Below are 24,678 nucleotides of genomic sequence, written 5' to 3' on the forward strand. Positions count from 1 at the left end.
CTATAGTTATGGATGTCAATAGATGAGGAGATGCTTTAGCTGCCGAGGGTATTAATGAGGAAATGAATTTTGAATGCCCTCTAACTTCTATCTTTAAAATTCTCGTCAGTAATCTGTAAACCAAGTGTATCAGTATAAAATAGGAGAATTTATTCAAGTGAAAACAGTATTAACCTAATCTTATTTTATTAACCGTCAAATGGTACCTACAGTACAATCCTGGTTTTTATGATTTAGTTGAAACAATGGAAGATAGCGAACTTTCTATTGCTGATACAACCACATCATATGTGGGCTTCCTCAGTATGGTCCTGAATTAGATGAGCAAGCACAGCATCATCTTAAGCCAACTAATGATTTTTGGGGAGTAGATAAAACATACATCGAAATAAAAGGTCAATAGAAATATAAGGCTTTTTTAATACCGAGAAACAACATTATGTCGACCGGTTTTGCATATCATATACATCGTTCTTATCAGCCAAATTTATAAATATTTTAGCTAATTCCACCGGTTTTTCCCAATGCGCATTATGTCCGGCGGAAATTTCAATGTATTCCCATTTTTCTTGTTTAGCTCTATCGGCAAATTGATTGATGGGCTCCATAACAGGATGACTACTTTTTTGGGTGCAATTAATAAATGCACAAGGAATTTGTCTCAGTTCTACTTTATTCATTAATTTAATCTTTTGTTCAAATGTTTTAAAAGGATGATCTGTGGTATAAATCGGTCCACTATCAGGTTTTGGAAGTCTGAATCCTTCTCCTTTTGATTGAACAATCTCTTTCGTTTGTTTTACGAATGATTTTGAATATAAATCATTAATTGATTGATTATCTTCAAGTATTAGAGCGTCAAAAAAGATTAGTTTGGAAATCCGATTTAGTAGTTGATCTGCAGCACCGATAATAACCCCACCACCGTAGCTGTGCCCTACTAAGTAGATGTTGTTTAAATCCTCAAAAAGTATGGTGTTTACTACGTCAGTAATATGGGTTTCTAAGTTAATATCAGGTGTTAGAAGATGATTTCGATCGCCTAATCCAGTTAAAGTCAAGGAAAAAACTGCGTGTCCTTGTTTTATTAGTTCTTTTTCAACTTCTCTCCATGCCCAGGCTCCACCAAAAGCTCCATCACAAAGGACGAAGGTAGCCATATATTCACCTCATCTATTGTTTTTTATAACTACCTTATGTATTCATTTTAAAATACTGATAACCTTTTTAGTTTGATAATAATTAGTGCCGATAAGCCATATTATATTAACTGAAAATCAATACTCTATACTGTTAGAAAAACCATGCAAATTCGATGAGTTTGCTATTTTTTTTGTTTTCCTTTATAGTAGTAAGGGTCATTACAACTAAGAGGAGGCTATCATGGAAAAATTAATTGATTCTCTAATGGAAATCGGTTTTTCAAAAAATGAAAGTAAGGCTTATCTATCACTATTAAAGCAATCGCCTCTTACTGGTTATGAGATCAGTAAGCAGAGTGGAGTTCCACGATCTATGATTTATCAATCCATCAATAAGTTGGTTTCACACGGTGCTATAAATGAAGTTCGTTCTGATTCATTAACTTATACACCTGTACCACCGAACGAGTTTATTGGACGTTTGCGACACGAGAAAGAGGAAACATTTGATTATTTGCAAGAGAATCTTGAACAAATTCAACATCCTCCAGAAGTTCATGTCATTCGTCATATTCAAGAAAGGTCAGCTGTGATTGACCGAATGAATGACCTTATTTCAAAAGCAAATCAAGAAGTATGGTTATCTGTATGGGATTCAGAGTTACATGAGATAGAACCCTACGCAAAAAAAGCAACAGAATCAAATGTACAATTATATTCACTTTTGTTTAACTGTCAGCCTACTGATCACCTTGGGCGCGCTTTTTATCATCATCCTTCTACCGCAGACATCGAAGAACAGCGTATGAATCAACGATTAACGATTGTCGTTTGTGACAACAAGGAAGTGATGATTGCAGGTTTTTCAAAAGAGACGGTTCCATCAGCCGTGCATACACAAGATCCTATGTTAGTGTTATTGGCTAAAGAGTATATCCGTCACGACATTATGATGAAAGTAATGAGTGAGCATTCTTCAGAAGAGAAAATGAATCGAATTTGGAAAGGTGATTCAGATCTTTTCTATATTGTGACAAATGAACTTTTAAATAAAAAGAATAACAAGGGAGAGGCCTAATATGTTTATAGAAATATTTTTAATCGGAATCTTATCTGGTCTCTCTCCTGGACCAGATTTTTTTCTTGTGATGAAAAATAGTTTGGGTTTTGGTCGACGTATAGGGATTGCAACAGCATTAGGCGTTGCTACAGCTTTATTTGTTCATGTCACATACACAATTTTAGGTTTTACTTATATTATCGAAAAATTCCCAGGTATATTTATAGCTATTAAAGTAGCTGGATCCCTTTATTTATTATGGTTAGGATTTCATGCTATTCGATCCGTTAAACAAAATAAGGAACAAAAAGAAAATGGATTAAAAGTAAGCACTGATAAAAGTGTTAAAGAAGGTTTCCGTGAAGGCTTTATCTGTAATGTATTAAATCCGAAAGCTGCACTCTTCTTCTTAAGTATTTTTTCTCAGTTTATTTCAGCTGATACGGCTAGCTGGATGCGTTGGATTTATGGAACAGAAATTATTGTAGCAGTTGGACTATGGTTTACATTCCTTTCAACCGTTATTTCTTATCAAAAATTCAGAGACTTTTATGATAAATACAGTCATTGGTTTGATCGCTGTTTAGGTGCAATTTTAATTTATTTTGCCATCTTTATTATGTATTCAACTATTCATTCATAAGGAGGAATTGAACATGAAAAAAGAACTATTTTTAGAAAACAGTTATCAGACAAGTTGCGAGACTTTTATTGAAGAAATTAACGAAAATAAAGTAGTTCTAAATCAAACGGTTTTTTACCCGAGTGGTGGGGGACAACCCTTTGATACAGGGATTTTAAAACAAGGGAATAATGAATTTAAAGTTATAAAAGTAAAAAGAGAGCAAGGTAAAATTATTCACTATCTGGAGGATGCTACAAACCTATCCGTAGGAGAGGTAGCAGCTCAAATCGACTGGGATCGACGTTACAGATTTATGAGATATCATACTCTTCTACATGTAATTGCAGGTCATCTCTATAATAAATTTGGTGCTTTAGCTACTAGTAATGAGATTTATGAAGATAATCGAGCAAGAATTGATATTAAATTTGAAGAAGAGGTTCCGGAAGACTATTTCGCTGTAATGGAGAAAGAAATTCATGACATTATAGAAGAAAATCATTTGATTTCAACTCGTAGCCTTTCAAGAGAAGAGGTTGAAAAAATTCCAGGTTCCATTAAGACTGTTATTAACCTTCTTCCAAAGTCTATTCAGACGATTCGTTTAGTAGATATTAGTGAATTAGACGAACAAGCATGTGGGGGTACTCATATAAAATCAACAAATGAGATTGGAGATTTTTCGTTTACTAAAATTAAGAATAAAGGTAAAAACACAAAGAGAATTGACATGATACTCAACGATTAAAATTTATATTTCATCATAAAAAAGAGTCGTATAATAAACGGCTCTTTTTTACTCCCTAGAAATCACATTATGGTAACTAAAAATATATACTTTTATGGACGGTATATTTAATTCTATTTCAATTCAGGGTGAAAATAGCTTATAAATATTACTTTTAGAGTTTGCAATATAAATCTCATTTGTTATGATTTTATTTATAAATTAACAAATCTTTTTGTGCATTACTTTTAAACTTTTTTATATATTTACATCAAATTTAACGTTTTTCGGAGTGAGGGAATACAAATGAATAAACCATCAACACCTCAAACCCCTGAGTTCAAACAAGTTACGCAAGAGGAGTCACCCCTTTTCTTATCTGTTCGTTCATTTTTATCAACATTAGATACAAATGATGAATCACGCTTACCACAACGTGCTTATCTAGCTATTAGACACGCAATACGCCATCTCAAGCTTGAACCTGGACAAACTGTATTAGAAAGGGAAATGGCTGAAATTCTGGGTATGAGCAGAACTCCTGTACGAGAATCCCTTGTTCGTTTAGAAACGGAAGGTTGGGTACGTTTAATTCCACGCCGAGGGTTTATTGTAGCACCACTTGTGGCAGATGACCTCCAACAAATTTACGAAGTTGTAGAAGCTCTCGATGGTGTTGCAGGATACCTTACTACCCCCAAAGTCACTGATACAGAGTTAAACCACCTTGAGCAACTCGTTCAAGAGCAAGAAAAGGCACTAGAGTTAGATGACTTATTAGCATGGACAGAATTGGATGACCAATTTCATAATTTTATTGTTGATTTGGCGCAGAATCAACGCCTGAGAGGAATTGTAGATAGCCAGTCTGACCAACTCTATCGAGCGCGCTTATATACCATCGGCCTTCGACCAAAACCCACTCATTCAGTGATAGAACATAAAGCCATTTTAGCAGCCATGAGAGCTAACGAACCAGGAGCAGTACGAACACTGTTGCAATCCCATCGCCATAGAGCTCGTAATGAAATTCTAGAGGCAATTCGCTCTATTTCTAAATAGTAAAAAAGAAAGCTGTAGAGATTCTAAGAATCAACTACAGCTTTTTTTGTAGGAAAGACGTGCCTAATGTTAATAAATCAGTTATGGTATGATGTTTATCAACAACTAACCTAATGTTGGGTTAGCAACCATTAGACTTCATTATAATATTTTCTATTTTACATAGTTACAAAGCTTACCAATCTGTTCTACTTCAACAACTACAGTATCTCCTGACTTCATTGGACGACTTCCAGAAGGGGAACCAGTCGCCAAAACATCACCCGGCTCCAATGTCATAACCTGTGAAACCCAACTAATAAGGAAAGGAATTGAAAGTGACATCTGATTAGTATTGCCTTCTTGGACGACTTTTCCGTTTAAAGTTGTAACTATTTTTAAATTAGTGGGATCTACACCTTTTACAACACACGGACCCAATGGGCCAAAGGTATCAAAACCTTTGCCACGTGTAAACTGGGGGTCAGCTTTTGTGAGATCTCTTGCAGTCACATCATTAAATATAGTACAGCCAAAAACGTATTCCAACGCTTCTTCTTCTTTTATATTTTTGCCGCGTTTACCAATAATGAGGGCCACTTCTCCCTCCATTTCCACTTGCTTGGTTAAATCCCTTGGGGGGAGAATGATTTCCCCCTGATTTGGGATTATGGAAGACGCCGGTTTCAAAAATAAAAACGGTTCCTTTAGGTTAGCCTTCCCTCCAGTCTCTTTTGCGTGTTCAGCATATGTCCAGCCAAAATTAACAATTTTCGAGGGTACTACTGGTTCCAAAATCTTCACATCACTATATCTAACTCTTGATCCATCATATTTTAATTCATCGTTTACAATTTCAGTAAAGTTACTAGACAATTGTACAATTTCATCTTCCTCAACAATTCCGTGATATATCTCTCCGTTATGTCGCTGATAGCGAACTATTGTTTGTGTTTTTTGTAGTACCTGCATACTCACACCAACTCCATAACTTATTTGATGAATCTTACCTGCTTACTGATTAACTTGTATTGTTCTTCTTTCTTTTTATTAAACTCTACCTTATTTTCTTCAAAGATGTTATTTCCTTCCGCATCAATAGACACAATAAGAGGACCAAATTCATTTACTTCACAAACCCAAAGGGATTCAGGCATACCAAGGTCTTTCCAATGTACTTCTCTGATTTGTTCAACCTTTGTTGCTGCATAAACAGCATTTCCAGCTGGGAAGACAAGGTGAAGTGCTTTATGAGTTTTGCATCCTTCCTCTGTATTCTTACCCATTCCACCTTTTCCGACAATGAGTTTAACGCCTGTTTCTTCAATAAATTCCTTTTCAAACTTTTCCATTCTCATACTTGTTGTGGGACCGATAGAAACAATCTCATACTCCTCATTTCCCAAATCTCTAACAATCGGTCCAGCATGAAAAATTGCATTCCCCTTAAGATTTACGGGTAAAGGAATTTTTTCTTCTATAAGTCTCCTGTGAGCAACATCTCTACAAGTAACCAGTGTACCTGTTAGGTAAATAATATCTCCAATTTTAATGTCCTTAAGATCCTCATCTTTTATAGGTGTTGTCAATACTTTTTTACTCATAGTGTTACCCCCTCGTGAGTACTAATTTCATAGTTCAAATTACTGTCAAAGGTAATCTTTCCTCGTCTATGGGACCAGCAACCAGTATTAACTGCAACTCCAATCGTAGAAGGATGTCTTGCCGTATTTACAACATTTACACCCATGACAGATTTAGCTCCTTTGAGTCCTTGAGGTCCAAGACCAATAGCATTAATTCCATCTTCAAGAAGTCTTTCCATCTTAGCAGCATTTTCATTTTCATTATGGCTTCCAACAGATCTCATAAGAGCTTTTTTAGAGTTCATAGCTGCTGTTTCTACAGAAGTACCGACTCCGACTCCGACAAGAAGTGGAGGACAGGCGTTAATTCCATAACTAGTCATTCGATCAAGCACAAACTTTACCACACCTTCGTAGCCTTCGCCCGGCATTAGAACCGTTGCCACTCCAGGTAGAGTACAGCCTCCTCCTGCCATATACGTATAGATTTCCACTTTGTCACTGTCTTCTTCGATTTCCCAGAAGATACTTGGTGAACCGTCACCTACGTTCTTTCCTGTATTGTATTCATCAAATGTTTCTACAGAATTGTGTCGCAATGGCGTTTCTTGAGTTGACTTATACACACTATCCTTCAAAATACTATCTAACTGCCCAATTAAGGGGAAGTTCTGTCCGCACTTAACAAAAAACTGGAGAACACCTGTATCCTGACAGGAAGGTCTCTTTAACTCATAAGCTAGCTTCTGGTTTTCAAACATAGTTTTATAGATAGTTCTTGCAAGCTTATTATTTTCATCTTTACTTAGCTCTTTCAGTTTATTTTCTACATCATCAGGAAGCTTATAACTCACAAGAGATACAAATTTCGCCATCAAATCAGTCATCTTTTCTTTTTGCTGTATCTTATCCATAATAACGCTCATAATAACTCTCCTTTTTTATCTTTAATATTTTGTGTAGAAAGAGAAGAAGATTAGTGACTCCCAAAGCTCCAAGGATAGAATCTGCGATTCCCTGGTTCCAGCGATATTGATTGCTTTAGCTTAGGCGAGTGAATCCACAAACAACAAAATCGTGTTTAAGTCTTTCTAATTCTTTAACATCCATCACACGCCCACTTTCTAAGTAATAATTACAACTCCATAATAAGAAATCGCTTTCAAAAATCTCTCCTGATGCTTAAGCAAAATGATCCATCCAGTGCATGTAACCATACTGTTTATCACTTTTTAAATTCCTTCATTATAGATAATGGCTAGATACAAAAAACGTTTTTCATTCATTGATAGAGCTCCTACCACTATCCACATCTCTTTCATGTAAATCAGCTTAATGTAAATATCTTATGAGCTAATTATTAAATAACGTATACATTAAAGTCAATAGTTTTAATATATTTTGATAAAATAAATTTTAATATAAATATAATCAGCATCCTGCTTATACCTTTAACTATCAATATTTTATATAGAGTTTATATAATTTTATAATTACTACTTTTTCAAAAGAAAGTTAAATATTCTAAAAATTATATTGACACTAATGTATACGTTAACATACAATCTAATTTAGAAATACAAAGAGTGATGTTGTTGGATGCGTCTTTAATAAAAGCCTTCACCTATGATTATTCTTAAGCTAGATAACTTGGATATTAAAAAAAGGCCTGTTACACAAAAATTAAAGAAATGGAGGTATAGGTAAAAAACAATTATTTAAACAACATTACCCAAAATGAGACAATTTGTTTTTTCGTATTATTATAAGAGATGAACATTTTGTATACGCTTTCACTTTTAATAAGTTAGTTTCATTAAGTAAATGAAAAAGGTCTTAGAATCTTATTATAAGTTAGCCCTTCTGATAAGGTTCTGGATAAGAGGCTAATATATTCATAGCTTAACAATATAGTAATCCACCTAACTATTTAAAATTACAAATAATTTAATTTCATACTTTTTACGGGAGCTGGTTTGTATGTTAACATTCCTAGCATTATTAATGATTATTGTATTCATTGTACTTCTCTCAAAAAATAAGTTGTCCGTATTCGGGGCATTAACAATTGTTCCATTTGTTTTTGGAGCAATTGCAACCTTTGTAACGGGTGCTTCCTTTTTAGATCTCTTTGAATGGATTAAAGATGGTGTTTTATTTAGTGTAAATGAAGAAACAGGAAAGGTTTCTATGGGTGTTATTTCACCTGCGATTGTTATTTTATTTGCGGTGTTGTACTTTGGTTTGATGCTTAATGTCGGTTTGTTTGATCCTTTATGTGAATTCTTTATTAAAAAAGCAAAAGGTGACCCATTGAAAGTTACAATGGCAACAGTTTTAACTGCGACAGTAGTCACTATGAATGGTGATACTACTACCACTATTATTATTTGTGTGGCTGCATTCCTTCAACTCTATAAACAAATGAATATTAAACTAATTTATTTAGCCGTAATTATTGTTACGCCTATTGGAATTTTTAATCAGTTACCATGGGGAGGTCCAACCATTGCTGCAAGCACGGCAATGGGCGTAAGTATTAGTGAATTGTTTGCAGATTTGTTGCCAGGAATGCTAGTTGCTGAAGTATTTGCAATTTGTATGGCCTATTTTATTGGTATAAAAGAAAGAAAGCGCTTAAACTTTAATCCCAAAACTGCTAAAGACATTTCCCCAGAGCAAATGGAAAGCATGTTAAACGCTATTCGTCTAAAAGATCCTGAATTAAAGAGACCTAAACTATATGCTTTTAATTTGATTTTAACGCTTGTTATTTTAGTTATGCTTGTGATGGATGTTGCACATGGTGGTGTTTTGTTTAGTATAGGTGCAGCAATTGCACTTACGGTAAACTATAAGTCATCAAGTCTTATCAACGAACGACTCGATGCTTTAGCAGCAGATGCTTTAGCACCAGCTTTGGCAACCTTGGCTGCTGGCGTTTTTTCTGGTGTTTTAACAGGTAGTGGGATGTCAACTGCTTTAGCAACATCTATTACAGCTATTATTCCAGAATCATTAGGATCAAATATGGCACCAATTTACGCGTTAATTGCAGCACCTGCAATTACATTTTTACCACAAGATGCCTTCTACTTTGGAATTGCCGGCGTTATATCGGATGTTATGGGTCAATATGGAATTTCTGCTGGTGAAGCTGCGGTAGCTTCCATGGTGGGACAGGCATTTCGTCTAATTTCACCAGTTATTCCAGCTCTATATATGTTAGTTGCTTCAACTGAAACAAACTTTATAGACTTTCAAAAAACATATATAAAATATGCTTGGCCAATTCTATTTATATACCTCGCTGTTTATACATTAACGGGAGCATTGCCAATTTAGAAGAAATACTTTTCAAAAATTAGCTGTATTTCGTTATTGGACAAAATTGATGCATGAAGGACAATTAATTAAATTCTTTTGACTAATCTAATTCAGAATGCTATATAGAAATTTCCTAACTGAGCTTCACGTTTAAGCATAGTACTAAAGCCTTTGCAGTTCCTGCAAAGGCTTTTTTTTGACGAGCTTTTTCTATAATATATTGTTTTATTATGATGTAGATTTAAGTTCCTCTGTTAAACGTAAAAAAGCTTCTTTATCTTTATTCTTTAAGGACTGATCAATTTCCTCAAGAATCTTATTTCTTTTGAAGTCATCCATCATTTGATTCAGAAACAATTCAGCCAACATTTCATCGCGTAAATTTGCATCAACTCGATCCATTCCGTTAAGTACATTATTTTCCATAAAACGTCAACCCCTTTATCTTTTCTCTTTTGCAAACAGTATTCCCTTTTGCACTCTTTTTATGCAAGGTTGATAGATAAAGTGAGACATAGAATAATATGTAATATGCATGATTACGCTCTTATATTCCTTGTAGATATTTTTCATATGTCTTCAATTAGATAAAAAAATATAACTACCTAATTAATACCAAATTGATTAAAAAAAAAGATAAAAATTAGCTTTTGAAGATTGACGTTTTATTATTTACTACTATTGACGACAAATAGAGATTTTCACCTCTTATCATATACCATTCTATCTTCTATTTACCTTTCAAGAATTTTTTGTATTTATAATAACTAAGAAGAAAACATAAAATTATTTAATTCTTATATATTTTTAATAATGTAATCTTTATTAAAGATGCAAAATTAATATATTTTATATATAGAAGTAAATATATAAACCTATTTATAAAAATGATAGTTTTATCTTTTACTTAAAGTGACGACAAATAGCGCCTATGTCGATTATCTATAACGATTATTATTCATCCTATTATTTCTTGCGGCTTCTGCATATCGTGCCATTGATGCATGTGCCATTGATGCATGAGTGGATTCAAATGGGTTATTACTATGTTCTTCTCGTGCTAATCTTGTCGCAACAGTTGAATTATCAGAAGGTCTATCTGAACCATCTTCATCATGATCTGCTCTGTAAAAAGTAGGACCACTAACTGGTGGGGTTACATGTGTATCAAGATCATCAACATCATCAACATCATCAAATGGATCTCCACCACCAGTACCATTATCACCTGTTTTTGGTGGTTCATGACCTTCATTTGGTTGATCTGGCATAAAAATCACCTCCTACATATATTATTTGAATCGATAAAAAAATCATAAGAGGTTATTTATGTAAGTGGTTTAAAATATGATTAATTTGATAAGAATGTTGTTATACCTTCCGAGGGTAGTTCACGTGAATGACCTTCTATATGATGGCATGATATAGATAGAAGGTCTTCCAACAAATGTACAAAGATGGTATACTAAACACCACCACACACACATTTTGTGTTTATTTTTGCTGAGAGAGAGAGAGTAACTTTAAGGTTGCTCTCTTTTTCATTAAATGGTATAATAAACAAAATAAAAAAAGATTCTACATGGTTTTAGTTTTGTAAGATAAAACTTATCGGAGAACCACCTTACTTCTGTAGGGTGGTTTTTTCGTGCTATTTTTCTGGATGGTAGCCGAGGTTTGCATTTACTTTTCCACTTAGACCATCATTATTAGCAGGAATCTTTTTACTATTTGATTTCGGTACATCTACTGGTTGGATATTTCCACCATTAGTATCATAACTATTGCTATGGTTGTTATTATGTGTTGAACCGTATTCTGGCATAAAAACACCTCCTAGATGTATTATTTGAAAATTTGAAGATAAAATAAGAGGTAGTATGAGGAAATTACTAATACAACTACTCATGAAAAGACTTTTAATTTTGCGTATGAGTTCGCTAGCAACACGATTTGAGGCAAAAAAAGCTATTTTTTTGCTTTATAGAAAATTAAGAATGTATAGCTTATACAATTTATTATATATAAAAGGACATCACTATAGAATGATGCTCCTTTTTATTCAGTAGACATTATTAAACACCTACTTTTATAATGGCCGTGCTTAAATAGGTAACGAGCTTGTGACAGAAAAAATTTATATTTTATTGTAGATAAATTTTCTTTAGAGTGCTACTGAAGTGAAAAAATAAAGGAAACATTTATTTTTTTAATTTTTTAGTGGAGTAAAACAGTTCGTATAAGTATATGTGATTAATTGAACGTTCGTAATATGATTTAAAATGTAAACGAACGTTAAAATTGATAGTTTCATTTTTAAAACATCACGTCCGTAAATGTATACTTTTACGGATTTTTTATTTGATTATGTTTCAAAATGTTAAAGTAATAAAATCAAAGTTTTCTTTAAACTATCGAAACTTTTTTAATACCACAAAATAAAAAAAGTAAATTAATCCTTTTATGGATTAATTTACTTTTAATTCGATTTTAACTATATTTTAATGTTTCATTACAACTTCTGGATTATAATGGAATTGCCAACGTGATTATCTTTCTTTTAACTTGCTTTTTACCTAAAGCAAGTCTTTTTATGTTTAACGTCCCATACTTTAAGAAAAACCATTTGCTTGAATCACATTCATTGAAGTCTGCAGACCAGGACGATCTTTCATCGTACCCGTGAATTTCTCCTCAATTATCTTTTCGCAGCCATATTTCTTCAGCATGCTAAGTTGTCGGCCTAGATTCTGATCAGTCGTGGAAACGCAGGCATATCCAATAATCTTAAAAGCCTCCTGTACAATAGTATGATTTTATTGTACAGGGGGTACCGCCAACAAAACGCGGAAAACGTACGCTAAGGAAAATCTGGCTTTTTTTTAATCATCAGTTGTACAGCTGGCCCTGAAATCGCTGCTCGCTCGATTCGTCAAGATCGCGCTCGCGATAATAGTGAAGAGATGCTCAGCTCGTGGCGCGGACGAAGGCTGGTTGCTGAGCCACGCAAGCGCAGCAGCTAGCGAAAACAGGTCATCACCATCCATGTCGGTACGCGCCAGACCCTCGGCTTGAGCGCGAGTGAGAAGTCGCGTGCCTGCCGTACGCATCGTGACGCATGAAGCGTGGAGTGCAGACTCCGGGTCCTCCTTGGCTGCCATCATCGCGTCCACAACACCTTGATAATTTCCTGTGAATGCAACGACGTCGCGTAGCCACGACACGAGTGCATCATCGGATGAACTCGCAGTTTCGAGCTCACGTGCCTTTGTCGTAAACTCGTCGAAGCTTGCGCGGAGCAAAGCTTCCAGCAGCGCCTCTCTCGTCGGGAAATGACGATACAGTGTGCCGAGCCCCACACCAGCTCTGCGAGCGATATCGCGCAGCGATGCATCGACGCCATGCTCGGTTACAACGACGCTCGCGACTGCGAGTATGTGCTCATAGTTTTTCTTCGCATCAGCTCGCATATGATTCCTCCTTGACAAACGGAACAGTGCTCCGTATAATGATAAATGGAACAGCGCTCCGTTTAAGTGGAGCACTGCTCTAATAAGGATAACACATGTGTGTGAAAGGAGAAAGCAATGTCTACAAACACAATGAAGGCAATTCGGCAGCACGAATTCGGCGGCCCTGAGGTACTGCGTCACGAGGAGGCCCCGCTTCCCGAACTGAAACCTGGGGAAGTACTTGTCCGCGTTCACGCGGTTGGCATCAACCCCCCCGACTGGTACCTGCGCGAGGGGTATAAAGATCTTCCTCCTGAGTGGCAGCCGGCGGTGTCCTTTCCCTTAATTCTGGGTTCGGACATGTCGGGCGTCGTCGAGGCGGTAGCCACGGATGTGCAAGGCTTCTCCATCGGCGATGAAGTTTTCGGCATGGTTCGCTTTCCAAGCATGGGGGAGAGCGCTGCTTATGCCGAGTACGTTACCGCACCAGCGTCGGATATTGCACTCAAACCTGCTGGCATCGATCATGTGCACGCTGCAGGGGCGCCGATGGCAGGTCTCACCGGCTGGCAGTTCCTGATCGAGTTGGGGCACAATGAAGCGAATCCGTTTCAACCGGAGTCGCATCGCCCTCTGCCACTCAACGGCAAGACGGTACTCGTCAATGGTGCCGCGGGGGGTGTGGGACATTTAGCAGTGCAACTGGCTAAATGGAAGGGGGCACATGTCATCGCGGTGGCATCGGGCAAGCATGAGTCGTTCCTGCGCGAGCTCGGTGCCGACGAATTCATCGACTACACCAAGAGCCCTCCCGAGGACATCGCCCATGACGTTGATCTCGTCCTCGATACCCTCGGTGGTCCAACAACCGGTCGTTTCTTGCGTACGCTCAAGCGTGGCGGCGCTTTGTTCCCAGTGTTCATAGGCTTCTCCGACGCCGAGGAGGCCGCAAAGCTGGGCGTCACGGTATCGATGACCCAAGTGCGCTCAAACGGCCCGCAGCTAGTGGAATTAGGGCGTTTGCTCGATGCCGGGACGGTTCGTGTCGCCATCGACAGCACGTTTCCACTTGCCGATGCTCGCAAGGCGCACGAACGAGCCGCCCGTGGGCACATCCAAGGCAAGATCGTGCTCACGGTTGTGTAAGGATGACAGCTCGAATGATTATCACACTCCTAGTGGAACGGCACAAAACTATGCGGCGTTCCACTAACGAGGACCGCGAATGAGCTTTGAAAAAATTTGCTAACTTAATACGATATACAGAGTTAGTTTACATAAAGCTGATTATGTCTAGTTTCACTTTTTGGCATATCATTAAGTAATGATGAATGTATTTTATTAAAAATAGTTTTATCATTTACCTGTATTGAAGAAAAATACAAGAAAAGCCCTCAAAATTAATTGAGGGCTTTTCTTACATGTGTGGTGACTCATAGCTGCTTTTAATAGTTGATAAAAGTGAAATATATACATGTACATACCTAAAATATAATATTAGGTTATAATTTGTCCAGTCAAAAGGTAAGCAAAATAAAAAGCTACCTCGGCAGTGGACGCGAGGTAGCTCATAAATAGGGTTCACACGTATAAAGCGTATGATAAACGGATTCTAACAAATTTTAGCACATTTTTGCTGGAAATACTATATTTTTCCGTACAAGCATATGTATAAAAGGAGCGCTTTTTATACATTCTCGTTTCTTTCAACTATCCAATGAACGTAGTCATATCAACGATGTATAAAAAGCTGCATACTCCGGAAAAGAATCCTTGGCGGAAGCCCTACTGCCCCAAGGGTTTTTTTGCTTTCCTGGTTCCTTTAAGAGGTATTATGTTAACTAAAAATGTATATGGTATACAGCGTAAAAAGTGAATTTTTACGAATGTAAGCTTGATTTGGGCAGATTAAACTTACATTTTTTATTTATGTAGGGTGACACCAGATTGCTTAAGCTTGGCTCTACTTTTAAAGAAAGCCACAGTAAGAAGCAAAAGAGGAATTATGACTTGAAGTGGAATATCTAGGTAAAATGGTAATGTTTTAATCCCTTCTTGTATAAGTTCCTCATAATTATTGGCTAGTGACAGAGAATAAAACAAAACAACAAGACCTAAGGGATAGCATAGCTTAGATGGAGATTTAATTTTAAATAAATTTGCTGTTCCTATTACGACAGCGTAGAAAAGTACACTTGTCCTAATAAATCCCCCAATAACTGCTGTAAGCATGAAAAACACGTCAAGACGCTCTAAAAAATCAGCCACCTGAATACTTTGTACTGTACTTAGAAGAGGAAACTGTGAGCGCGCAGTAAGACTTACTCCTAACACACTCACATTTATAATCATGGTAATCATTAAATTGATACCCGTTAATCCAATAGCGCTTAATCCAATTCCTTTGCTCATATTTTTTACATAAGGTAAAATCATCAAAAATACAATCGTTTCGCCAAATGGAAAATATACATTTTGAGTAAGGGAAACTTTCAGAGGCAGCCAAATGCCGCCTTCTAATACTGGTTTTAAATTTGTAAATTCAATTAAACCCGAACATACAATAAGAAGGAATCCAGAAATGGCAAAGAGGTAGATCAAAATAAACAGAAGCTGACTGGATCTCGCCAACACCTCAATTCCTTTGCTGACGGTATAGATAACAACAAACATCAGTAAGGCATTTACAATAAATAAAGGAGTGTCTGGATAGGCAAATGTCAATAACATGTCTCCAAAATCTCGAATGACTCTGGCAGCAAGGTTCGCAAAGTAGAAAATGTAAAGAAATGAAATAAGACGACCAATCCATTTCCCCATAATTTCTTGTGTGAATTCTACAAGTAATAAATCAGGATAGTAACGATATAGTTGATAGTAGACTAAAAATAGAAGAAAACCGCCTATCATTCCGAACATAATGGAAAGCCAAGCATCTTGCTTCGCTTCTATAGCAATAGGGAGGAGGAAAGCACTTCCAAATTCAAACAGCATCATTAGGGTAAATAGTTGACTTCCACTAATTCTTGCTTTTTCCACTAGATAATTACCTCCTTCTGATGCCTATTTTATTAGATATAATTTTCTTTTCTTATATTTCTTTCCTTACGGAGATTAATTTGGAGATGGATTACATATGTCTAAGGTACCCAAAAGTAATGCTCTTATGTACATATTAATAGCCACATCTAATTCTAGATGCGGCTATTAATATTTAATTTTACTACCTAGAAATGATGATTATGTCAACTAGTTTTGTATATCCTATACAGCTTAAAAAAACGGAAAACCAACCTCTGAGTCCTAAAGGTTGATTTTTCTGTTACGTAATTGGGTTTCATGAGTGATGCCTCATTGCATCTTGGGTAGTTTGCTCATTGTATTTAATATTATTCGAAATAGGCAAGTTTAATATAATAAAAAATAGACAGAATATTTTATTAATTACTTTACTTTGTAATCGCTTTCATTTATACTAAGTGTAGGTTGGATAGCATGAGTGGCTGTCAGAGTATTTAGCGTAGGTGGGGCTGATACGAGGGAACAGGGCATAAAAGAAATGTCCTTTTTTGCTTAGGAAATTTTATGGAATTCTTTCGAAAGTTTTTTATTTTTTCACTTAGTTGATTAATTAGAGAGGTGTTTTATATGAATAGAAATGAAGGCACTAACGTTTTTTTGTTAATGTTTTCGGTAATCTTTATTTGTGGAGGATTATTATTAACAAATGTTTTTATATATTCCCCTATCATTGGTTGGCTTCTAGCAGGATTTTGTTTAATAATGAATTTTATTTATAAAGAGGAACAGTTTAAATATAGAAAAAGAGAAGATTAGGAATATGATCTTCTCTTTTTTTACAGGTTCTTATAACGGTGGTTATCTTAACGAGAATTCTTCTCTTTTTTTGTTAAGGGCCCTTTCGTGGAATAATACTTAATGAGAGAATTAGGGGAATTTTGTTAAAGTAAATAGAGAAGATTGTGAAGAAATGTACTTAAGCTAACGGGGCAGGTTAGTTTAATATTGGGACAATTTATTTTTTAAGGTTTTTCTTAAAAATGGATGGTTCTTTTTTAACGTAAAATGGCTCTTTTAAAAAGCCCCTTAAATTTCTCCCTATCTTCAGATGTAAATGGTTTTGGTCCCTTTGTACGCTTTCCGCTTTTTCGAGCCATTGCACTCAAATAACGTGTTTGTAATAATTGGTCAATGTTTTCATTTGTATAGCTAGATCCATTATGGTGAAGTACCACGCACCCTTTTGCTAAACCTAGCGAAGCAAGACCATAATCTTGCGTAACGATTATATCTCCTTTTTCTACTAACCCCATAATCCGATAATCCGCAGCATCTGCTCCAGAATCAACATAAATGGTTTCCACTCCTGATGGTTGTTCCACATTAGAAAAATGAGAAAAGCTAGTAACAAGGATAACAGGAATTTCAGCATTCGTACCTTCAGAGATAATGATATCTTTTACTGGACAAGCATCTGCATCAACATAAATCTTCATCTTTACCTCTCCCCGTAAATAAGTTTGAGTTGATGATAATGGAAGATTTAGCCTTTGTCAAACGATAAAGATAGTTTACCTAAAATTATTAAGAAACAGTTGTTGTATTAAAGCGCGCGTTTGATGCTCCCTTTTTTAAAAGGAGAAGCTAATTTGATCTCACGTAACCTTCTAAAGTATGAAAAAGATGTTATTATCACTTATGAAACCCATAATAATAATGATGTGGTTTCTATTTATTGGGAGTGTGATGATATTTGTTTTTAATTAACTTATGTGAACTTTGTAATGTTGAGGAAATAACAACTCAAATAAATCCAAAATATAAATGCCCTAAGTGTGGGCTATTGACTGAAGATAGATGGATTGATGAAGAAAAGGAGTATGAATCGTGAGTTTTAAGAGGGAGTATTAAATACTTTATACATATAAAATATACGTAACTAAGCATCCTGAAAGGAGTTATTTAATGAACCTTCCTAATGGGGTAACTGGTTTTCATAGTTCAATAGATAATAAACCGAATGAAATAGATGAGAAACAATTTAAATATATATGCTTCAATTTGGTTAGAAAAAATCAGGGAAGAATATTAGACATTGATGAATCAAATTTAGCAACTAATTTTTTAAAGGTAAAAATGAATATTTGTAACCGAGAGATATATGTGTTACTTAATGCATATTATCCTTTTCTAGCTTTTGCTTCTACTGTTGAATTTCAACACCTCAATTTTATTGATGATCCTGTATTATCAAAGGATTTTATGCCATTCTATAAAGTTTTAAGTAAAGAAGAACTTAATGAACCTTAGATATAAGAAAAAGCAAAGGGAAGGTAAGCTTAGAAAATAAAAACAAGCTGAGCAGTAGCGAGTTAGAGCAAATCCTTTTTTGGAAACCAAAGAAAGTTGGGGAAGTTATATTTAATTTTTGGGATTGATCTTATAAAATAAAGTTCCCTTATTAAAAATCATTTCCGATAAATTTGAGTATATTAACTAACTTTGTATACGATATACAGTTAAAAGTAGAAAAATCACTGTACCTAATCAGTTTTTTCTATCTCTAGTATAATGCTCAAAGTATTAGATACCATTCAAATCTTTCCTTATGAAATATAAAAAGACAAATCATTAAATGATTTGTCTGTTTGAAGAATGACAGTCCCAGTTACTACTTTTCCCTCTAAATTAAGAGATAACCGAAAAACTACAACTGTTTTATTGCATATAAAATCTTATATTAGCTTTTAGCTTTGAGTCTTACGAGACCAAATAACTACAGGAATAAGCACTAGTGACAGAATGGCTCCAGAAAGTGATAATGATGCATAACTAGAATGAGCGACTACCGTTCCTGATAATCCTCCACCAGCTGCTCCTGACAGGGCAAATAAGACATCGACTGATCCTTGTGTTTTTGCACGCACAGATGGATGTGTTGAATCTATAATGAGAGCAGTTCCACTTATCAAACCAAAGTTCCAGCCCAAACCTAGCAGTACTAACGCCAGGGTAAGCAGTGGCATTGAACCTACTGGTGCAAAAGCTGCCACCAATCCAGAGGCTAAGAGTGTAACACCAGAAGCAACAGCCATAGTAGTACGGCCAAGCTTATCTACGAGTATACCTGTTAATGGCGAAGGAAGGTACATAGCTGCTATATGGAAACCTATAACTACCCCTACCTCTTGCAAACCATGACCATGATGTCCCATATGAACTGGTGTCATTGTCATAATGGCTGACATGACAAATTGAGTCAAAATCATAATTACAGCTCCTACCACAACACCTTTTTTGTTGATATTAGCACTCTTTAAATTTGTCTCTGTCTCTGTATTCACATTTTTCTGAGCACTCGCAATAGCTGTAGACACAACCAAAGGATCTGGACGAAGAAAAAATAAGATCAATAATCCGGCAATTATGAAGGCAGCTCCTGACAAGATGAAAGGGCCAGCCAAAGTTGGAACACTGATTGAGTTCGCAAATTCCCCCATTGTATTGACCAAGTTAGGAGCAACTACAGCACCCAAGGTAGTGGAAACCATGGCCATACTTGCGGCAGTTGCCCTTTGTTTATCTGTTGCAAGATCCGTCCCTGCATATCGCGCTTGTAGATTAGACGCCGTACCAGCTCCATAAATAAGAAGGGAAAGGAATAAAAGTGCAATGTTGTTGGTTAAAGCTGCAATGATAACACCGATAGCGCCTATCCCTCCTGCAAGGAACCCTCCTGCAAGTCCTGCTCTACGTCCAAAACGTTGTGAAGATCGGCCTATGAGTAGGGCAGATCCTGCAGAACCTAAAGTAAATAGAGCCGTTGGAATCCCTGCTGCATTTTCCGTCCCTAGCATGTCTTGTGCAAGAAGTGCCCCTACCGTTACACCGGCTCCAAGTCCTGCTCCCCCAAAGATTTGTGAAAACATCAAAATTCTTAATGTTTTTTTATAAAGTTTTGCTTGTCTTTCTGGTGAATCAATATATTCTTGCAACCATATAGGCTGCTGTGTTGATACATTTGTATCTTTTGCTATCATTGTCATGAACTCAACCTCCTAATAAAATATATTTGTAGCTTTTCATGTGTGATTTTGTCAGCCTTGAAATATTCCATTTATGTTATTCCGTATATTTAGATTTTTCGATATATTTACATTTAATGATATTTATCAATAGAAGAAGCTTATGATTATTTATGACATAATCATAAGCCTCTTGTCTTTTCTCTTCTTACTATTTACACTCTTCTATTCGGCTGTCTTTTAACTTAAAATGTGTAGGATTCACCATCATCTGGAACAAGTACACGAGAATCCATCTCTTTTTCCTTCATGAAATCTTTTAACTCTTCTCTTGATAACCCCCAATGATTCACAGCTTCCATGTGAACTGCGATAACTTTTGCATCAGGGGCAGCTTTGTACACTTCATAAATGTCCTCTTTTCCCATAATAAGTGAACCAAATTTTGGTATTTGATTATCTCCGCCATTGACTATAATAATATCTGGGGTATGGGTATCTAATTCTTCCTGTACACCTTCATACCAGACAGTATCACCAGCTACATACAAAGTTTTTTCACTTGAATGTTTAAAGACAACGCCACATACTTTCCCCATAAGCTTTAATAGTTCTTCTCCTCTTCCATGCTCCCCTTTGGTTTTCGCTAATTGGATACCTTCAAAGATCGTATCTTCTTGTAATACTTCTACATCTTGAAAACCAACGTTTCTCACTTCTTTAGATTCTTCTTCGTTTTGTACAAACATTTTAATATCTTTTGGCAATATTTTTTGGGCTGCCTCATCAAAGTGGTCTAAATGGAGATGAGTAAGAATGACAGCATCTACATTAATAATTTGTTCTACTGATATTGGTAAGTTCACTATAGGGTTACGTTGATCTTGTCTTATTGTATTTGTGAAAGCTGGGTACGTACCTTTCTCAGCTAACATAGGATCTATTAAAAACTTTTTATCTGCATATTCAACAATGATTGTGGCATTTCGAATTTGTTTAATTTGCATATTTACCTCTCCTTTTATTTAATGTACGTCTAGTTTATAATATGAACCATTGACAAATACATAGATAAAATCAAGTCTTTTGGCGGTTAAACTTGAGAAATGAAAGGATTTAAATATATGTTAGATAATACGGATATCAGTATCTTAAATGAACTATCGAAAAATAGTCGAATCACGATGAAAGAGTTGGGAGAGAAAGTCCATTTAACTGGTCAAGCAGCTGCATCTAGAGTGGCAAAGTTAGAAGACAGTGGAGTGATTGAAGGATATACGATTCAAGTGAATCAAAAGGAACTAGGATGTTTTATACATGCTTGGATTAATATCTATACAAAAAGCACATCACATCAACCTTTTCTCTCGTTTATAGAAACACAAGAGAACTATCTATTAAATAATTATAAAATTAGTGGAGATGGTTGCTATTTACTTGAATGTAAATTTCCATCGAATGAAGTATTGGATCAATTCTTAGTAGAGCTGAACAAGCATGTAAATTATAAGTTATCTATTGTAATTAATAAGCTTTAATGAACAAAAGGAGATGGTTGCTACCGTCTTAAGAAAACAAACGATTCAATGGGAGTATTTGTATTTTGCAGGCATTTCAAAAGGGACTCCATTGTTTTTCATCTAACTAACTAAATAGACAAACAAGCAGCCAGGTGCTTTTTCAAGGAAACCTTGGCTGCTTGTTATATTTATAAGATTCGTATTATAAGTGTTGATAAAAATAGGGCCTATTCTATTTTGTTTGTGTTCATTACTCAATCATACCAATTAAGTCCAGCATAGAATAAGTCTTCAAATTTTAATTCACAGGATTCAACTATCAGCAAAAATGACGTAGTTTTGATACTTCTCTCCCTATTAACCCGTGTTATCGTGAAGTTCATATGATATAGAAACTAGTTTTTCATTTGTTAGTATGGTGAAAAACCTTGAATGCTTAGTTAAATTTAGATAAACGATCAAATTTTATTTGTGGCTCTAATACATCGCTTACTCTCTCTACAATCATATCTTTATCTACTTTGAATGTAGCAGTTCCTTTAATATTTGCAGAAGAAGCTCCTATTTTTACTTTGTAAGTGCCTTTTTCAACAACCCATGCGGATAAATTCTCATCAAATGAGGCAAGATCTTTTGCATCAAGCTCAAATTTCACATTTTCTTTTTTGCCTGGGTTTAATTCCTTCGTTTTCGTGAATGCCTTCAACTCTAGTTCTGGTTTTTCAAGCTTTCCATCAGGAGCTGATACATACACTTGCACTACTTCTTTACCTGCTAACTTCCCTGTATTTTTTATTGTTGCATGGACCATAATCTTATCTTTAAAATTTCTGGTGTTGGTCACTTTAATATTCCTATAGTCAAAGTCTGTATAAGATAGACCATAACCAAACTCATAGGATGGCTTCACGTTGAAAGTCGTATTGTAGCGATAGCCAACATAAATGTCTTCTTTATATACATAATTTTCGCCCGTTCCAGGGAACGTATCTGCATAAGGTAAATCTTTATAGTCCTTTGGAAAAGTGTGTGGGAGCTTCCCAGATGGGTTCACTTTGCCGGTTATCACATCTGCAACAGCATTCCCTATCTCTTGACCTGGCTGCCAGGATAGAAGGATTCCATCCACTTTATCCTTCCAGCTTTCAACTTCTAATGCTCCTTCTGTATTCAAAATTACAATAACCTTTTTGCCTTTGGCATGGTAGGCAGTAGAAACTTTATTAATCATTTCTTGTTGTGTTTTAGATAAGTAGAAATCTTCTTTTGCTCGGTCTATAGCAGGTATTCCAAAGGCTGGTGATAAAACAATAATTCCTACATCCGTATTCTCAGCTGCGGCGATAGCATCTTCGGTAATATCCATCTCCGGTAATTTCGGTCCGAGTGTACCGAAATCTCCAGATGTACCTTTGTATTGGTCCTGTGGCCTTAAGTTCGCAACATATTCTCTGTACTTATTGATTAAGTCTTCATTTAATTCAAACCCTGCATTTCTCAAACCATCAGGAATTCCTATAATTCTTCCTGGTTCGGTATAAACTGTAGAACTTCCTCGACCACCGGTTAATGTCTCAATTTGCGGAGTACCAAATATAGATGCGCTGGTGTGTTTGGTGATTGGTAATGTATTTGATTTATTTTTTAGTAATACCATTGCGTTCGCAGCTGCTTTTCGTACTACTTTTGCATTTTTATTAAGATTAGGATTATTTGAAGGTTGCTCACCTTTGAAACTTGGCGTTTTTACAATTACCTGAAGAAGTTCCTTTACGTTACGATCAAGAACTTTTTCATTTAGTGTACCACTTTGCACAGCATAAATAATTTGTTGTGAAGTGGTTGCGGTCCCCGGCATTAATAAATTCGTGCCAGCGTTCATTTGCTTGGTTCGATCTCTCTCTCCGGTTTCCCAATCTGTCATTGTGAATCCTTTAAATCCAAACTCTTCTCTTAATACATTTCTCAAGAGCTCTTTGTTTTCAGTTGCGTAGGTTCCGTTTATTTTGTTATACGAATTCATGACAGCCCACGGCTTAGCTTCTTTAACTGTCATTTCAAATCCTTTTAAATAAATTTCTCTTAATGCTCTTTGGCTCACAATCGCATTCACATTAAGATTTATGCGTTGATTAAAGGCTGCAAAATGTTTAATTGTTGCTCCGACGCCATTCCCTTGAACCCCTTTAACAAATGCAGTAGCCATTTTACCAGTAACGACAGGATCTTCTGAGAAATATTCATAATTTCTCCTATTTAAGAGATAGCTTTGATTATTCATGCCAGGCGCTAAAAATAAATCAATTCCATATGCTTTTAGTTCCCTAACTTCTGCTTCTCCCACCTCTTTAACAAGCTCTGTATCCCATGTTGAGGCAAGAACGCTAGGAGAAGGGAATTTCGTAGCGTAGTACTTATGATTATCATTGGGCCGGGTCGAATCAAGTTTCACTCCCACTGCCCCATCAGCAAAAACAATAGAAGGAATTCCTAAACGTGGAATTGCTTGAGTTTGCCCTGCGGCGCCTGGAACCTTAGTGGCCTGTGTTCCAATTATTTCCCCATTTCCTGACGTTACTTCTTCCTTATTTCCACCCACAACGAGAGAAGCTTTCTCCTTCAATGTCATCGCTGCAATCACAGCATTGATGGACGCTTCATCTACAAGCTTGGGAGTCGCTGTTTACTGCCCACTTTTATGATTACTTTGTTTTGAGGACTCTGTCACTCTCTGTGAAGGATTATCAGTTGCAAGAGCAAAATCAGCATTAATTCCTGATAAAATAATTCCTGATGCAAGTGGTAGAACCAACAACTTTTTTCTTCTTTTCTTTTTGCTTTCCTTTAACATGTCATTACCCCTTTATCCAACATTAAAGCGTTTACAAAAAATAACCAGCTACTCTTCTTATAAACACTTCTATTAGTTGAATAGTAGCAAGATTCATTTAGCAAATACATAGATAAAATCAAGTCATTTAGACGTTTCACTTGATTTTTGAAAGTATTTGAATAAGCGTAGATCATATAAGATATGCATATATCAAGATGGAAAAGAGAAATAAGAAGTCCTTATTATTAAGGGCTCCTTATTTTTCGGTTGCCGATAATACGTTTTATGGTGCGACAAGAAGTCGCTTTTATATAGTGTG

The 24,678-nt window shown here is 35.9% G+C and carries 22 protein-coding genes and 2 pseudogenes; 9 read left to right on the forward strand and 15 right to left on the reverse strand.

Translation table 11 applies throughout. The annotated features are described in order from the left end of the window. Positions 1–182: 182 nt before the first annotated feature. Positions 183–400, forward strand: a pseudogene (locus SB717_RS21915) (transposase domain-containing protein); the annotation flags it as partial. 37 nt (positions 401–437) lie between these two features. Here SB717_RS21915 and SB717_RS21920 read toward each other — a convergent pair. Continuing rightward, the gene (locus SB717_RS21920; RefSeq protein ID WP_410904696.1) at positions 438–1,160 is read right to left on the reverse strand and encodes an alpha/beta fold hydrolase; all 723 of its coding nucleotides are present in this window, start codon (positions 1,158–1,160) and stop codon (positions 438–440) included. 223 nt (positions 1,161–1,383) lie between these two features. Here SB717_RS21920 and SB717_RS21925 point away from each other — a divergent pair, with 223 nt between their 5' ends. From SB717_RS21925 to SB717_RS21940, 4 genes are all read left to right on the forward strand, one after another. Next, positions 1,384–2,220, forward strand: a complete 837-nt coding sequence (locus SB717_RS21925) for a TrmB family transcriptional regulator (protein WP_410904697.1) — start codon at positions 1,384–1,386, stop codon at positions 2,218–2,220. Position 2,221: 1 nt separating this feature from the next. Continuing rightward, positions 2,222–2,845, forward strand: coding sequence for a LysE family translocator (locus SB717_RS21930; RefSeq protein ID WP_410904698.1), 624 nt, complete (start codon positions 2,222–2,224; stop codon positions 2,843–2,845). Positions 2,846–2,858: 13 nt separating this feature from the next. Then, positions 2,859–3,575: an alanyl-tRNA editing protein gene (locus SB717_RS21935; RefSeq protein WP_410904699.1), complete on the forward strand. Its 717-nt coding sequence runs from the start codon at positions 2,859–2,861 to the stop codon at positions 3,573–3,575. Positions 3,576–3,860: 285 nt separating this feature from the next. After that, positions 3,861–4,616 carry a GntR family transcriptional regulator gene (locus tag SB717_RS21940; protein ID WP_410904700.1) on the forward strand — a complete coding sequence of 252 codons (756 nt, stop codon included), beginning with the start codon at positions 3,861–3,863 and terminating at the stop codon, positions 4,614–4,616. A gap of 153 nt (positions 4,617–4,769) precedes the next feature. Here SB717_RS21940 and SB717_RS21945 read toward each other — a convergent pair whose 3' ends face one another. From SB717_RS21945 to ttdA, 3 genes are read right to left on the reverse strand one after another with little or no spacing between them, the layout of a single operon-like run. Then, complete coding sequence (locus SB717_RS21945; protein WP_410904701.1) at positions 4,770–5,567, reverse strand: fumarylacetoacetate hydrolase family protein; 798 nt, start codon at positions 5,565–5,567, stop codon at positions 4,770–4,772. Positions 5,568–5,587: 20 nt separating this feature from the next. Then, complete coding sequence (gene ttdB, locus SB717_RS21950; protein ID WP_192101375.1) at positions 5,588–6,199, reverse strand: L(+)-tartrate dehydratase subunit beta; 612 nt, start codon at positions 6,197–6,199, stop codon at positions 5,588–5,590. Further along, entirely contained in the window at positions 6,196–7,107 is a 912-nt protein-coding gene (gene ttdA / locus SB717_RS21955; RefSeq protein ID WP_244659802.1) for a L(+)-tartrate dehydratase subunit alpha, read from the reverse strand. Before ttdA ends, ttdB begins: the two co-directional genes overlap by 4 nt. Before the next feature lie 1,054 nt (positions 7,108–8,161). Between ttdA and SB717_RS21960 the strand changes: the two genes are divergently transcribed. Then, complete coding sequence (locus tag SB717_RS21960; protein ID WP_192101376.1) at positions 8,162–9,526, forward strand: citrate:proton symporter; 1,365 nt, start codon at positions 8,162–8,164, stop codon at positions 9,524–9,526. A gap of 210 nt (positions 9,527–9,736) precedes the next feature. On the opposite strand, the gene SB717_RS21965 is transcribed toward SB717_RS21960, so the two are convergent. From SB717_RS21965 to SB717_RS21985, 5 genes and pseudogenes are all read right to left on the reverse strand, one after another. Next, positions 9,737–9,934, reverse strand: coding sequence for an IDEAL domain-containing protein (locus SB717_RS21965; RefSeq protein ID WP_192101377.1), 198 nt, complete (start codon positions 9,932–9,934; stop codon positions 9,737–9,739). A 512-nt stretch (positions 9,935–10,446) separates the two neighbouring features. Next, positions 10,447–10,779, reverse strand: coding sequence for a hypothetical protein (locus tag SB717_RS21970; RefSeq protein ID WP_410904702.1), 333 nt, complete (start codon positions 10,777–10,779; stop codon positions 10,447–10,449). A gap of 380 nt (positions 10,780–11,159) precedes the next feature. After that, complete coding sequence (locus SB717_RS21975; RefSeq protein WP_192998306.1) at positions 11,160–11,333, reverse strand: hypothetical protein; 174 nt, start codon at positions 11,331–11,333, stop codon at positions 11,160–11,162. Positions 11,334–12,138: 805 nt separating this feature from the next. Further along, positions 12,139–12,294: pseudogene (locus SB717_RS21980) on the reverse strand (recombinase family protein); the annotation flags it as partial. A gap of 96 nt (positions 12,295–12,390) precedes the next feature. Continuing rightward, entirely contained in the window at positions 12,391–12,978 is a 588-nt protein-coding gene (locus SB717_RS21985) for a TetR/AcrR family transcriptional regulator (protein WP_214988879.1), read from the reverse strand. A gap of 117 nt (positions 12,979–13,095) precedes the next feature. Between SB717_RS21985 and SB717_RS21990 the strand changes: the two genes are divergently transcribed. Continuing rightward, positions 13,096–14,106 carry an NADP-dependent oxidoreductase gene (locus SB717_RS21990; protein ID WP_410904703.1) on the forward strand — a complete coding sequence of 337 codons (1,011 nt, stop codon included), beginning with the start codon at positions 13,096–13,098 and terminating at the stop codon, positions 14,104–14,106. Between the two features lie 777 nt (positions 14,107–14,883). On the opposite strand, the gene SB717_RS21995 is transcribed toward SB717_RS21990, so the two are convergent. Then, positions 14,884–15,999, reverse strand: coding sequence for a GerAB/ArcD/ProY family transporter (locus SB717_RS21995; RefSeq protein ID WP_410904704.1), 1,116 nt, complete (start codon positions 15,997–15,999; stop codon positions 14,884–14,886). Between the two features lie 1,037 nt (positions 16,000–17,036). Then, positions 17,037–17,477 carry a YaiI/YqxD family protein gene (locus tag SB717_RS22000; RefSeq protein ID WP_410904705.1) on the reverse strand — a complete coding sequence of 147 codons (441 nt, stop codon included), beginning with the start codon at positions 17,475–17,477 and terminating at the stop codon, positions 17,037–17,039. A 469-nt stretch (positions 17,478–17,946) separates the two neighbouring features. Here SB717_RS22000 and SB717_RS22005 point away from each other — a divergent pair, with 469 nt between their 5' ends. Then, a complete protein-coding gene (locus tag SB717_RS22005) occupies positions 17,947–18,291 on the forward strand; it encodes a hypothetical protein (RefSeq protein ID WP_410904706.1) in 345 nt (114 codons plus the stop codon). A gap of 437 nt (positions 18,292–18,728) precedes the next feature. Here SB717_RS22005 and SB717_RS22010 read toward each other — a convergent pair whose 3' ends face one another. Next, positions 18,729–20,027 (reverse strand): MFS transporter, encoded by a 1,299-nt coding sequence (locus SB717_RS22010; RefSeq protein ID WP_410904707.1) that lies wholly within the window; start codon positions 20,025–20,027, stop codon positions 18,729–18,731. A 224-nt stretch (positions 20,028–20,251) separates the two neighbouring features. Then, a complete protein-coding gene (locus SB717_RS22015; RefSeq protein ID WP_410904708.1) occupies positions 20,252–21,013 on the reverse strand; it encodes an MBL fold metallo-hydrolase in 762 nt (253 codons plus the stop codon). 117 nt (positions 21,014–21,130) lie between these two features. On the opposite strand from SB717_RS22015, the gene SB717_RS22020 reads away from it, so the two are divergent. Beyond that, positions 21,131–21,544: an Lrp/AsnC family transcriptional regulator gene (locus tag SB717_RS22020; RefSeq protein ID WP_410904709.1), complete on the forward strand. Its 414-nt coding sequence runs from the start codon at positions 21,131–21,133 to the stop codon at positions 21,542–21,544. 418 nt (positions 21,545–21,962) lie between these two features. Here the strand turns inward: SB717_RS22020 and SB717_RS22025 are convergent, their stop codons facing one another. Both SB717_RS22025 and SB717_RS22030 read right to left on the reverse strand, forming a co-directional pair. Beyond that, the gene (locus tag SB717_RS22025) at positions 21,963–24,125 is read right to left on the reverse strand and encodes a beta-glucosidase (RefSeq protein ID WP_410904710.1); all 2,163 of its coding nucleotides are present in this window, start codon (positions 24,123–24,125) and stop codon (positions 21,963–21,965) included. An 84-nt stretch (positions 24,126–24,209) separates the two neighbouring features. Then, entirely contained in the window at positions 24,210–24,377 is a 168-nt protein-coding gene (locus SB717_RS22030) for a hypothetical protein (protein WP_410904711.1), read from the reverse strand. Between the last annotated feature and the right edge of the window lie 301 nt (positions 24,378–24,678).

Origin of the sequence: Priestia sp. SIMBA_032, from assembly GCF_046535215.1 — a bacterium.
Taxonomy (GTDB): Bacteria; Bacillota; Bacilli; order Bacillales; family Bacillaceae_H; genus Priestia; species Priestia aryabhattai.